General features: G+C 61.5%; 11 protein-coding genes. 6 read left to right on the top strand and 5 right to left on the bottom strand.

Going from position 1 to position 12,195, the window contains the following annotated elements:
- Positions 1 to 711 carry a GntR family transcriptional regulator gene (locus X743_RS145770; protein ID WP_023767762.1) on the bottom strand — a complete coding sequence of 237 codons (711 nt, stop codon included), beginning with the start codon at positions 709 to 711 and terminating at the stop codon, positions 1 to 3.
- A gap of 185 nt (positions 712 to 896) precedes the next feature.
- Here X743_RS145770 and X743_RS145765 point away from each other — a divergent pair, with 185 nt between their 5' ends.
- From X743_RS145765 to X743_RS145740, 6 genes are all read left to right on the top strand, one after another.
- The gene (locus X743_RS145765) at positions 897 to 2,378 is read left to right on the top strand and encodes a sugar ABC transporter substrate-binding protein (protein WP_023767763.1); all 1,482 of its coding nucleotides are present in this window, start codon (positions 897 to 899) and stop codon (positions 2,376 to 2,378) included.
- A gap of 76 nt (positions 2,379 to 2,454) precedes the next feature.
- On the top strand, positions 2,455 to 3,402 hold the full coding sequence (locus X743_RS145760) for a sugar ABC transporter permease (RefSeq protein ID WP_013893757.1): 948 nt from the start codon (positions 2,455 to 2,457) through the stop codon (positions 3,400 to 3,402).
- The gene (locus X743_RS145755) at positions 3,399 to 4,289 is read left to right on the top strand and encodes a carbohydrate ABC transporter permease (RefSeq protein ID WP_023767765.1); all 891 of its coding nucleotides are present in this window, start codon (positions 3,399 to 3,401) and stop codon (positions 4,287 to 4,289) included. The genes X743_RS145760 and X743_RS145755 overlap by 4 nt, the downstream gene beginning before the upstream one ends.
- Before the next feature lie 10 nt (positions 4,290 to 4,299).
- On the top strand, positions 4,300 to 5,397 hold the full coding sequence (locus X743_RS145750) for an ABC transporter ATP-binding protein (protein WP_023767766.1): 1,098 nt from the start codon (positions 4,300 to 4,302) through the stop codon (positions 5,395 to 5,397).
- 42 nt (positions 5,398 to 5,439) lie between these two features.
- Positions 5,440 to 6,603 carry a mandelate racemase/muconate lactonizing enzyme family protein gene (locus X743_RS145745; protein ID WP_023767767.1) on the top strand — a complete coding sequence of 388 codons (1,164 nt, stop codon included), beginning with the start codon at positions 5,440 to 5,442 and terminating at the stop codon, positions 6,601 to 6,603.
- 23 nt (positions 6,604 to 6,626) lie between these two features.
- Positions 6,627 to 7,370, top strand: coding sequence for a ribonuclease activity regulator RraA (locus X743_RS145740; protein ID WP_023767768.1), 744 nt, complete (start codon positions 6,627 to 6,629; stop codon positions 7,368 to 7,370).
- Between the two features lie 188 nt (positions 7,371 to 7,558).
- Here X743_RS145740 and X743_RS145735 read toward each other — a convergent pair whose 3' ends face one another.
- The 4 genes from X743_RS145735 to X743_RS145720 all read right to left on the bottom strand — a co-directional run bounded on the left by X743_RS145735 (position 7,559) and on the right by X743_RS145720 (position 12,117).
- Positions 7,559 to 8,749: an NADH-quinone oxidoreductase subunit D gene (locus X743_RS145735; RefSeq protein ID WP_023767769.1), complete on the bottom strand. Its 1,191-nt coding sequence runs from the start codon at positions 8,747 to 8,749 to the stop codon at positions 7,559 to 7,561.
- Positions 8,750 to 8,806: 57 nt separating this feature from the next.
- Entirely contained in the window at positions 8,807 to 9,202 is a 396-nt protein-coding gene (locus X743_RS145730) for a hypothetical protein (protein ID WP_031258199.1), read from the bottom strand.
- 126 nt (positions 9,203 to 9,328) lie between these two features.
- Complete coding sequence (locus tag X743_RS145725; protein ID WP_023767771.1) at positions 9,329 to 10,915, bottom strand: DHA2 family efflux MFS transporter permease subunit; 1,587 nt, start codon at positions 10,913 to 10,915, stop codon at positions 9,329 to 9,331.
- An 8-nt stretch (positions 10,916 to 10,923) separates the two neighbouring features.
- A complete protein-coding gene (locus X743_RS145720) occupies positions 10,924 to 12,117 on the bottom strand; it encodes an HlyD family secretion protein (protein ID WP_023767772.1) in 1,194 nt (397 codons plus the stop codon).
- Positions 12,118 to 12,195 lie beyond the last annotated feature (78 nt).

Genomic DNA, 12,195 nt, shown 5'->3' on the forward strand with positions numbered 1-12,195 from the left:
CTATCCGGCCCGAGCGGCGTTGCGCGCACGCATCTGTTCGAGAACATGCCGGCCGGAACCCTCGACATGGCGGGAGACGAGTTCGGCCGCCTTGTCGGCTTCTCCTGCCTTCACCAGCGCAATGAGTTCGCGGTGCTCGCGCATGATTGCGGCCCGCCGGGCGAGCGTGAAATTGAAACGCCTGCTCACGGCTCGCAGCACTTCGCGGTGCTTCCACCAAAGCTCGGCGGCATGGCGGTTATAGTGCCGCTGGTACATCACGGTGTGAAAGGCGGTATCCAGCTCGCTGTGCCTGAACGTGTCGGCGAAGTTGTTCTCTTCGATCAGGCCCTGGAGACGTTCGAGTTCGGCGATGTCCTCACCGGTGGCCATATTCACAAACCATCGCGTCAGCGCCGGCTCGATCAAGACACCGATCTCGTAGATATCGCGGACAAAATCCTGATCTATGGGTCGCACGCGCGCCCCGCGGTTGGCGACAAAGGTGACAAAGCCCTCTCCACGCAACAGCTGCAGCGCCTCGCGCACGGGATTGGTCGAAGTGCCGTGGCGCCGGGCGAGATCGGTGACCACCAGCCGCTCGTTGGCGGCGAGCCGTCCCTCGATGATGTCTTCCCTGATCCGCTCATAAAGCGAGGCGCCCTCGCTGGAGGCCCCGATGGGATCGATCCCATCGGGTGGCATGGCTTTGAAATCAGCTATTTCGGCCAAGGCCGGCTCCTCAGGTCAATACATTCTTTGCCGGATATCACACACGGCTTTCACAAACAATGTACGATCCTGTGCGTTGACAGACAATCAACGATCTGAAAACGTACTAAATGGTCGAGAGGGTACACCCGTGCCGAAAAAGGGCATCCTCGCGATCGCAGGGCGGAGAACCAGGGAGGATACCTATGACGAGAATTACGCTCGGCAGTGCGGTCCTGCGCGGCACTGTCGTCGGTGTTTTGACGGCATCGCTGATGTCCACATCGGCGCTTGGTGCGCCGCCGGTCGACCTGAGCAAGTGGTCGCCGGAGTATGTGCGCTCGATTGCAGGCACACAGGAGTTCGACACCGCCGCCGATTGCGGCAAGGTCACCCCGCTCGATTACAAGGGACGACTGACGTTCTGGTATCAGGGCGTCTTCGAGGGCGACCCCGACCTTCTGCGCCAGTACTACAAGGATTTCTTCGCGACCTTCCGCAAGACCTACCCGAACATCCAGCTTGAGGATCAGGCGCTCACCTATAACGATCTCCTGGACAAGTTCCGCACGGCGCTCCTTGGCAATGCAGCGCCAATGGCGGTCCGCTTGCAGATCCTGGGTGGCACCGAGTTCGCCTCGAAGGGCTATCTGGAGCCGCTCAAGCCCGAGGATGTCGGATATTCGACCGAGGATTTCTGGCCCGGCGCCATGAAAGCCGTGACCTGGGACGGCGTGACCTACGGCATCCCAACCAACAATGAAACCATGGCGTTCATCTGGAATGCCGACATTTTCAAGCGCGCGGGTCTCGATCCGGACAAGGCTCCGGCAACCTGGGACGACGTCGTGAAGTATTCCAAGCAGATCCACGACAAGCTCGGCATCGCCGGTTACGGCCTCGTGGCTCGCAAGAATGCCGGCAATACCCCGTACCGCTTCATGCCTCAGTTGTGGGCCTATGGCGGCGGCGTATTCGACGAAACCTCGCCGAACCCGACCTATAAGCAGATCGAACTCGACAGCCCGCAGAGCAAGGCCGCGCTGCAAGCCTCTTACGACATGTATGTCCGCGACAAGTCGGTTCCGGTTTCGGCGCTCACCAACCAACAGGCCGACAACCAGCCGCTGTTCCTCGCCGGCCAGCTCGGCATGATGATCTCGCACCCGTCCGATTACAATGTCATGCTCGATCTGCAGGCGAAGGCGACGGGCGCCGACAAGGACAAGGCGCAGACCGTCATCGACAATATGCGCTACGGGCTGATTCCGACCGGCCCCGACGGCAAGCGCGCCGTCGTGTTCGGCGGCTCGAACATCCACATCCTGAAGCCCGAATATGTCGAGGGCGGCAAGGTGGACGAACCGGCTGCGAAGGCCATCATCTGCATGTGGACCAGCCCTGAATGGTCACTGAAAATGGCCTATGCGGGTTCGAACCCGGGCAACCTTAACGGCTTCAAGACCAAATGGATGAAGGAGCGTCTGGACAGCATCAAGTTCCTCGACGTCACGACCTCCATGCTGCCATACGGCATCCCGTTCCCGGCGCTGCCGCAATCTCCCGAGATCATGAACATCATCGTCCCGGACATGCTCCAAAATGCCCTCACCGGAGCAATGACCGTCGACCAGGCAGCCGACGACGCGGCCAAGAAGGTGAAAGACCTGATGGGCGGCGGACTCTAGCCGAAGCCTGACCTGCGATCTTGCCGGTTGCGCCCGGAGCGCAACCGGTTCTTTCCGAAAACAAGGGCCCGCCAAAGTGACGATCGTGACCGGCAAGACCGGGGCTCGCGGGAGATTGCGACCCCTGCTGCGCAAGATTTGGGAGCATCGCGCCGACTACGCGTACGTGCTTCCCGCGATTGCCGTCATGCTGATCGTCATCGCCTATCCGATCTACTACACGATCGAACTGTCGTTCTTCAACACGCCGCCTGGCCTGCAGCTCCGCGACAAGATCTTCATCGGCGTCGACAACTACACCGCCATCCTCACCAGCCCGGTGTTCTGGAAGGTCACCTCGAACACCCTTATCTGGACACTGGCATCCACCTTCCTCTCCTTTGTCCTGGGATTTGGCTGCGCGCTGGCCCTCCATCGCGACTTCATCGGTCGGGGTGTGCTGCGCGCTATCCTGATCATTCCCTGGGTCATCAGCGCCGTCGCCGCGTCCTACATCTGGAAGTGGATCTACCATTCGGACTTTGGGATCATCGGCGCCGTGCTGGTCGGCCTCGGATGGGCCGACCGGCCGCCGAATTTCATCGACAGCGTCAGCACGGTGCTGCCCTCCCTGATCGTCGTCAATATCTGGCGGGAGTTCCCGTTCGCCATGATCATGATGATGGCCGGTCTGCAGACCGTCCCGGACCAGTTGCTGCGGGCTGCAAAGGTCGACGGAGCCAGCGCATGGCAGCGCTTCTGGCACGTCACCTTCCCGCACCTTAGAAACGTCTCGACGGTGACGATCCTTCTGCTGGCAGTCGCCAACTTCAATTCCTTCATCATCCCCTGGATCATGACCGGCGGCGGGCCGTCGAACGCGTCGCACATCTGGATCACGCACATTTATGAGCTCGCCTTCGGCCGGCAGCGCTGGGGCGTCGCATCGGCCTACTCAGTGCTCCTGTTCTTCATTCTGATGACGCTCGGCTACTTTTACGTCCGCGCGCTAAGCGGAAACGACCGGAAGGATGAGAGCGCATGAGCACGATTGCCGAGACAGCCGCTCGAGGCCAGACCCGTCGCCGCATACGCGTCGACGGATGGCGGTGGAGCGGGCGCATCTTCCTCGTGTTCATGCTGCTCTACACCGCATTGCCGATGATCTGGATGCTGATCACCTCGATCAAGTCCGGCTTCGCCGCGATGCAATTCCCGCCGCAATGGTGGCCGGACGAGCCTACCCTCGCCAGCTACCAGAAATTGCTCGATCCGCAGAACAGTGTCGGCCAGGACTTCCTCCGCTTCTTCTGGAACAGCCTTTACGTCTCCACTGCCACGACCGTCCTTTCGGTGATCGTGGCGGTTCCCGCGGCCTACGCCTTTTCGCGCTTCACCTTCCCGGGCCGGAACTTCCTGTTCTTCGCCGTCTTGCTTCGCAACATGTTCCCGGCGGTTATCTTTCTGGTGCCGCTCTTCATCCTGATGCGCGCGATCGGGCTGGTGAACACGCATGGCTCGCTCATCCTCACCTACCTCACATTCGGACTGCCGTTGGCGATCTGGCTGCTCAAGGGCTTCTACGACAACATTCCGGTGCAGCTCGAGCAGGCGGCGCGTATCGACGGAGCGACGCGGTTCCAGGCCTTCATCCTGATCGTGATGCCCCTCTCGGCACCAGGGATCATCGCCACCGCGATCTATTCCTTCATCGGCGCGTGGAACGAGTACATTTACGCCTACACCTTCCTCTCCAAGAACGAGCAGTTGACCCTGCCGGTCGGCATCCAGCGCTTCTTCTCCGAGAACACGACGGACTTTCCGGGTCTGATGGCGGCCAGCTTCATGATGAGTGTGCCCGTCGTGGTGCTGTTCCTCGTCCTGCAACGATACTTCGTACGCGCCCTTACAGAAGGCGCCGTCAAGCACTAGGGAGTTGCCGATGGCCCACGTGGTCCTCAAAGATCTCGTCAAGACTTATGGCAGCTTCAAAGCCGTCAACGATGTTTCGCTGACGGTCAATGACGGCGAGTTCGTTGCACTCGTCGGCCCCTCAGGCTGCGGCAAGACGACCACGCTCAATCTCGTCGCCGGGCTGATCCCGGTCACATCCGGCGACATCGTCATAGGGGACCGGGTGGTCAACGACCTCGACCCCAAGGACCGGGACATCGCGATGGTGTTCCAGAACTACGCGCTCTATCCGCAGAAATCGGTCTACAAGAACCTGGCGTTCCCGCTGCAGATGCGCAGATTGCCCAAGGACGAGATCGACAGGAAGGTCAAGGAAGCCGCGCGCGTGCTCGACATGACCCAGTTGCTCGAGCGCAAGCCGCGCGAACTTTCAGGCGGGCAACAGCAGCGCGTGGCCCTGGGCCGCGCCCTGGTTCGAGATCCGGCGGTGTTCCTGATGGACGAACCGCTCTCCAACCTCGACGCCAAGCTGCGCGTGCAGATGCGGTCGGAGATCAAGCGCTTCCACCAGGATCTCAAGGCGACGATCGTCTATGTGACGCACGACCAGCTCGAGGCCGTGACCATGGCAGACAGGATGGCGGTGATGAACGGCGGATACCTGCAACAATACGATTCACCGGCGCAAGTTTTCGCACATCCAGCCAACATGTTCGTCGCGAGCTTCGTTGGCAGCCCTGCGATGAGCCTTATTCCACTGCAGGCGTCGACGGCCAACGGCGACACCGTCCTTTCGAGCGCTGAGGGCTGGAGCCTTGAGCTGTCGCAACCCAACGCGCGCAAGGTCCAGGGAGCGACTAGCAGGAAGGTCGTTCTCGGTGCGCGACACTCGACCATCAAGCTGCACAAGAGCGCGGTCCACGGAGCCATTCCGGCCAAGGCCTATACGGTGGAACCAACCGGAGACATCACCTTCGTGCAGGCGTTTCTCTCCGGTGCCATCGTCAACATCAGCGTGTCGCCCAATATCGCCGTCACACCCGACGAGCAGATCTGGCTCGAGTTCGATCAGGAGCGCATTCACCTGTTCGATGGCGAAACGGAGATGGCCCTCGAGGGCAACTGAGAGGGCGGGTTCATTGGGTGGGCTGCATTGGGGGTGGGCTGGATGACCGAGAAGTTTAAGATCACCGCGATCAAGCCCTATCCAGTGTGGGTCGGGACGCGCAACCAGATGCTGGTCAAGGTCGAGACCGATCAAGGCATCTTCGGTTGGGGTGAGAGCGGCTTGAGCGGTCGCGAGAAGGCAGTGGCCGGCGCGATCGAGCACTATCGCGAGTTTCTCATCGGCCGCGACCCCATGCAGGTCGGGCGGATCTGGCAGGAGGTTTATCGCAGCCAGTACTTCGAAGGCGGCCGCGTTCTGCAGGCAGCGATTTCCGCTATCGACATCGCCCTTCACGACATCAAGGGCAAGGCGCTGGGGGTGCCGGTCTACGAGCTGCTGGGCGGCAAGCAGCGCGACCGCGTCCCCACCTTCGCATCGACCGGTGACGAGGCCGAGGGCGATGCTGCCATCGAGCGAGCCCACGAACTGTGCGCACAGGGTTGGCAGGCGATCCGCTTCTTCCCCGTAGGGCAAAGCAGCAAGGATATCTTCGAGCCGCGCGAGTCGATCGGGGCAACCGCGACCATGCTGAATAGAGCGCGCGAGGCGCTGGGCAGCGATGTCGTCCTCGGCATCGACTATCACCATCGGCTGTCGGTGGCCGAGGCGGCGAGCTTCTGCAACAAGCTCGGCCGCGGCGTGCTTGATTTTCTCGAGGAGCCGATACGGGCCGAGACACCGGAGGCCTACGAATCCCTTCGCAAGATGACCGATATCCCCTTTGCCATCGGCGAGGAATTTGCCAGCAAATGGGATTTCCTGCCCTACATCGAGCGCGGCATCCACCAGTTCAACCGGATCGATGTCTGCAATGTCGGCGGGCTCACCGAGGCGATGAAAGTCGCCGGCTGGAGCGAGGCGCATTATGTGGACCTGATGCCGCACAATCCGCTTGGTCCGGTGTGCACTGCCGCGACCGTGCATCTCGCCGCCGCCGTGCCTAACTTCGCATGGCTCGAGACCAGGGCGCCCGAAAGAAAGCTGGGCTTCGACAATTCCGATTTCTTCCCCGTGCAACCACGGCTCGACGGCCCGGATTACCCGGTCGGCGATCTGCCGGGGCTCGGCATCGAAGTCAACGAAGCGGCGGTCCAGGCGCAGAGCCTGCGCTTCTGGGAAGCGCCTCACCTCAAGCGCCGCGATGGTTCTGTTACGAACTGGTAATTCCCTGCAAACGGAGTCCGACAATGACGCATACTCCCGACATCACGAGGCCGCCCAAGGACCTGATCGACGCGCTAAGGGAGATCGGCGCCGCGACGGTTGCCGGCACGCTTGGCCACATGGGCTTCCGCAATCCGCACATGGTCGGTCCGGTGGCGCAGAACCACGGGAAGTCGATCGTCGGGCCGGCGCTGACGCTGCAATTCCTGCCGCAGCGGCCGGACCTTTTCAACGAGGGAGAATATGCCGATCCGGAGACGCAATTGCACCGGCACGTGCTCTATCACGCGCAGGAGGGTGATGTGGTCGTGGTCGACGCGCGTGGCGACATGAGTTCGGGCGTCTTCGGCGATATGATGTCGACCTATTTCAAGGGCAGGGGCGGCGCCGGCATTGTCATAGACGGATGCATGCGCGACCGCCCCAATGTCGAGAAGCTCGATCTGCCCCTCTGGCTGCGCGGCTGGACGCCCAATTATCATGTTCAGACCAGCATCTATCCGAACGCCGTCAATGTTCCGATTGCCTGCGGCGGCGTCACGGTGCTCCCCGGCGACATCATCATCGCCGACGATGACGGGGCGGTGGTGCTTCCTGTCGCAATGGCCGCAAAAGTGATCGAAGAATCACGGAAGCATCACGACTGGGAGGAGTTCTCCAGAATGAAGCTCATGGAGGGCGCACCGCTGCAGCGCTACTACCCACTGCATGACGATGCCCAAGGCGAATATGAGGAGTGGCGCAAAACCAATCGCCCGGCGGATTGACCTTGGAATCCCGCATGGGCAGCTATCGGCCGTGCCGCTCGACGAGAACCACGAGCGCCCGGTCCGCGCCACCGGATCGAGATGTGATCGCAGGCGCGTGATCGCAAGTTGAAGCAACCGGACAATTGACGACCTTCATAGAGGGGCTGGGCACTATGACGAGCCAATGTACATGATCCCCGCACCGGTCAGCGATCGATCTCCCCAAACACGATGTCCAGCGATCCGATGATCGCTGCAACGTCGGCGATCATGTGTCCGCGGGACAGGAAATCCATCGCCTGCAGATGCGCAAAGGACGGCGCGCGGATCTTGCACCGATAGGGAACATTGCTGCCGTTCGAAACCAGGTAGACGCCGAACTCGCCTTTCGGAGCCTCGACCGCGGCGTAGACTTCTCCGGCCGGCACATGAAGCCCTTCAGTATAAAGTTTGAAATGCTGGATGGTCGCTTCCATCGACCGTTTCATCGTGGCGCGCCGCGGCGGCGTGATCTTCCGGTTCGGGACGGCCACGGGCCCTTGGCCTTCCGGTGACCGCAATTTATCCAGGCATTGTTTCATGATCCGGACCGACTGACGCATTTCCTCCATGCGAACGAGGTAGCGGTCATAGCAGTCTCCATTCTTGCCGACGGGAATGTCGAAATCCATTTCGGGATAACATTCGTACGGCTGTGCCTTGCGCAGGTCCCATGACGCTCCAGATCCACGCACCATCACACCGGAAAAACCCCACGCCCAGGCATCTTCCAGCCCGATCGCGCCGACATCGACATTGCGTTGCTTGAAAATACGGCTGCCGGTGAGCAAATCGTCGAGATTGTCGCAGACCTTGAGGAATGGGTCGCAGAAAGCCTGGATATCGTCCAGCAGCTTTGGCGGCAGATCCTGGTGCACGCCGCCGATCCTGAAATAGTTCGCATGCATGCGGGCGCCGGAGGCACGCTCGTAAAAGACCATCAGCTTCTCGCGCTCCGCAAACCCCCAGAGCGGTGGGGTCAGCGCTCCGATGTCCATGGCTTGGGTCGTGACGTTGAGGAGATGCGACAGAAGCCGGCCTATTTCACAAAACAGGACGCGGATGAGCTGTCCGCGCCTGGGCACCGATATTTCGAGCAATTTCTCGGCGGCAAGGCAGAAGGCATGCTCCTGGTTCATCGGCGCGACATAGTCGAGCCGGTCGAAATAGGGCAGGGCCTGCAGATAGTTCTTGTACTCGATCAGTTTCTCGGTGCCGCGGTGAAGGAGCCCGATATGCGGATCGGCGCGATCGACGATCTCGCCATCGAGTTCGAGCACCAATCGAAGAACACCGTGGGCGGAAGGATGCTGCGGTCCGAAATTGATGGTGAAGTTGCGAACGGCGGCTTCGGCCATGACGGCTCTCTGCAAGTGCGTTTGTTGGTTCGCAGCGTGATCCTGTCGGCGCGCCGCTCAAGTCGTCGTCTGGATGATCAGCGTCAAAGTGCCATCGCCATCGATGTTTGCCGCGACGACCTGCGAGGAGTTGAGCCCGTTCGCCCTCAATGCCGAGCTCGCCTGAGGCGAAGCGTCGACGGAGTTTTGCAGCCGAAGCAAGTCTTGCGCACTGGCCTGATTGATCACGGCATCCGCCTGCGCCTTGATTTCTGCAGGCAAATCCTCGACCGCGACAACGGCGACGCCGGTGAAATTCAAATCAGGAGAGCGTTGATTGGGCAGCGTCTGCTCCGGTTGGACTTCCCCCTGCGGTGACGTCATCTGGGGGAGCTGCGGGGTGATGGTTTGCCCATGGATGGGCTGAGTGATGACCGCCCCGGAAAGTGCGATGGCTATCGTCAAAATCCGCATGGTCGCTCCTTCATCCTCGAGAGACATCGAAAGAAACCCCTATGCCGGGGGGATGGTTCCGCAACTCTGACCACATCGGGACGTTTTTGCCCGGCAAACGTCTGATGGGATTTGGGAGGAATGCGGCTAGCGCTTTTCGGCCTTCGGTGTTGGAGACCGCAGCAGCAGGGCGAGCGGCACCAGGACCGCCGTCGCTACCGCGCAATACCGAAATACATCGACATAGGCGAGCAATGAGGCCTGGCGTGCTATCAACTGCCCGATCCAGCCGATCGCCTGCTGTTTTGCCTCGACCATCGGCGAGCCCTGAGCCACGAAGTGCTCGGTTGCCTGACGCAGCACCTGCTGGTAGGCCGGCGACGACTGTGCCGTGTGGCCGACGAGGTGTGCCTGGTGGAGTTGCGCGTTTTGGGCGATCACCGTGTTGGACAAGGATACGCCGATGCTGCCGCCGATATTGCGGGCGACATTGATCAGCGCAGATGCCTGGTTGGTCTGCTGCGGCGCCAGACCGACATAGGCCGCGGTCGAAATGGGGATGAACAGGAACGGCAGGCCGATCATCAGGAAGACGCGCGCAAACGCAAAGAAGCGGAAGCTGGCGTCCGGGGTCAGCGCCGTCATATGCCACAGGGCGATGGCGACAACGGACATCCCCGCCATGATCAGATATTTTGGCTGGATGATGCTGCCTGCAAATCCGGAAATCGGCATCAGTATCAGCATGGCGATGCCACCCGGCATCATCGAGAGGCCCGATAGTGTCGCCGTATAGTCGAAGGCGGTCTGCTGCAGCTGCGGCATCAGCTGCGTGGTGCTGAACAGCACCGCGCCCACGGCCATCATCACCAGGAACGACGTGCCGAACTGGCGGCTGAACAGCAAGCGGATATCGACGATCGGATCGCGGTGGTTGAACTCCCAGGGGATCAGCAGCAGGAACGAGATCGCCGAAATCACCGCGAAGGTCGTGATGAAGGCCGACGCGAACCAATCGTTGCGTTGGCCCTCGTCGAGAAAGATTTCCAGGCAGCCAAGCGCGGTGGCCACCAGAATGAACCCGACCCAGTCTATTCTGAGGCCGCCTTTCAGCCGCTCCAGGCGTTCGCGTTCAAGCACATCCGGTTCCACGACCAGCCACTGCACCAGGGCCAATGACATGATGCCGAACGGGACGTTGATGAAGAAGATCCAATGCCAGGAGAAATGATCGGTCAGCCAGCCGCCGATGGTCGGCCCCACCGTCGGCGCGACGATGACGGCGATGCCGTAGAGCGCGAACGCCTGAGAGCGTTTTTCGGGCGGAAAGGTGTCGGCGAGGATCGACTGTTCGCTGGGCGCCATGCCACCGCCGCCGAGGCCCTGCAGGATCCTGAAGACGATGAGCATTTCCAGGTTGGGCGCCAGCCCGCACAGCAGCGATGCGATGGTGAAGGTCGCCACGCAAAGCATGTAGTAACGCTTGCGGCCGATCACGCTGGCCAGCCAGCCGCTGACCGGGATGATCACCGAATTCGCCACCAGATAGGTGGTGATCACCCAGGTGCTTTCATCCATCCCGGCCGCCAGGCTGCCGGCGATGTTGCGCAGCGCGACGTTGGCGATGGAGGTGTCGAGCACCAGCATAAAGGTGGCGATCGAGACGACGATTGCAATCAGCCAGGGATTGCGCCCACCGGCGGCGGATCTGCTTTCGCTTTGCGCGCCGGCCATCTCGCCACTCACCGCACCTTGACGGTCGGCACCACCGACAGGCCCGGTCCCAGCAGCACGCCGGGCGGTTTGTCGAAGACGATCTTGACCGGCACGCGCTGCACGACCTTGACGAAGTTGCCGGTGGCATTCTCGGCCGGCAGCAGGCTGAAGGCGGTGCCGCTGCCCGCCTGGATACTGTCGACGCGGCCATGGAAGGATTTTTCAGGATAGGCGTCGATGTCGATGTCGACCGGCTGTCCAGGCCGCATCAGATCGAGCTGCGTTTCCTTGAAATTGGCCTTCACCCAGACCTCGTCGGGAACGAACATCATCAGCACCTGGCCGGGCTGGGCGTAAGTGCCCTGGCCAACCGAGATGCTGGTTGCATGCCCGGCAACCGGCGCGGTGATTGCGGTGCGCGACAGCGTGGTGTGCGCCTGGTCCTGGCTCGCCTTGGCTTGGTTGAGCTTGGCTTCGGCGCTCTTGCCCTGCGCCTGCAGGACCACGATCTGGCTCTTGGCGGCAGCCGCGTTGGCTTGGGCGCTGTCGAGAGCAGCCTGATCCTGGCGCAGCGTTGAAGCGGCCTGCTGGGCCTGCTGCTGCGTGGCCGTGCCCTTGGCCAGGAGCTCGCGGTTGCGCTGATCCTCGGCCTTGGCGAAATCGAGCGCCGCCTGGGCCTGGGCCACCTGTTTCTGCGCGGCGTCGATCTTTGCGTTCTGTGCTTCGATTTGGGCTTGAACGTCGGCAATCTCGGCCTGTGCCGCGGCCACACCTGCGTCTGCCTGTTTGAGGTTGGCCTGATAGTCGGCGTCGTCGATGCGCAACAGGATATCGCCCGCCTTGACCGGCTGGTTGTCCGTTACGGCGACGTCGGTGACGCGGCCAGATATCTCGGCGCCGATGGTCACCGTGCGGGCGTCGATGAAGGCGTCATCGGTCGATTCATACTGGCGCGCGTTCAGCCACCATAGGACGAGCCCCGCAGCGACCAGCAGCAGGACAATCAGGACGGCGATGGACAGGTAAGGACGCCGCCGCGGGAGGCTCAGCAGGCCAGGCTTCGCCTGCCCAGCGCTCTTGTCGCCCGCCTCATTCTCCGGGGCGTCGGTTCGCGCCGCAGCCCCTTTGCGTTTGGGCGAAGGGCCTGGCTTCGCCCGGCTCGAAGCTTCGCGCTTTTTGTACGTTTCATCTGGTTCTTTTGTCTGGGTTTTCGCGTCCACGGGAAAACTCTCGAGCAAAGGGTGCCGCCCGCTTTGTGGAGCCGAGTCAACGACAGCTGGCCGTAAAAGTTCCTGACG

The sequence above is a fragment of the Mesorhizobium sp. LNHC232B00 genome (assembly GCF_000502435.1).
Taxonomy (GTDB): Bacteria; Pseudomonadota; Alphaproteobacteria; order Rhizobiales; family Rhizobiaceae; genus Mesorhizobium; species Mesorhizobium opportunistum.

Bases quoted from the DNA above. Each gene is read 5' to 3' on its own strand.
- X743_RS145745 (WP_023767767.1), top strand. From the start codon at position 5,440: ATGACCGAGAAGTTTAAGATCACCGCGATCAAGCCCTATCCAGTGTGG.
- X743_RS145765 (WP_023767763.1), top strand. From the start codon at position 897: ATGACGAGAATTACGCTCGGCAGTGCGGTCCTGCGCGGCACTGTCGTC.
- X743_RS145725 (WP_023767771.1), bottom strand. From the start codon at position 10,915: ATGGCCGGCGCGCAAAGCGAAAGCAGATCCGCCGCCGGTGGGCGCAAT.
- X743_RS145740 (WP_023767768.1), top strand. From the start codon at position 6,627: ATGACGCATACTCCCGACATCACGAGGCCGCCCAAGGACCTGATCGAC.
- X743_RS145735 (WP_023767769.1), bottom strand. From the start codon at position 8,749: ATGGCCGAAGCCGCCGTTCGCAACTTCACCATCAATTTCGGACCGCAG.
- X743_RS145750 (WP_023767766.1), top strand. From the start codon at position 4,300: ATGGCCCACGTGGTCCTCAAAGATCTCGTCAAGACTTATGGCAGCTTC.
- X743_RS145730 (WP_031258199.1), bottom strand. From the start codon at position 9,202: ATGCGGATTTTGACGATAGCCATCGCACTTTCCGGGGCGGTCATCACT.
- X743_RS145755 (WP_023767765.1), top strand. From the start codon at position 3,399: ATGAGCACGATTGCCGAGACAGCCGCTCGAGGCCAGACCCGTCGCCGC.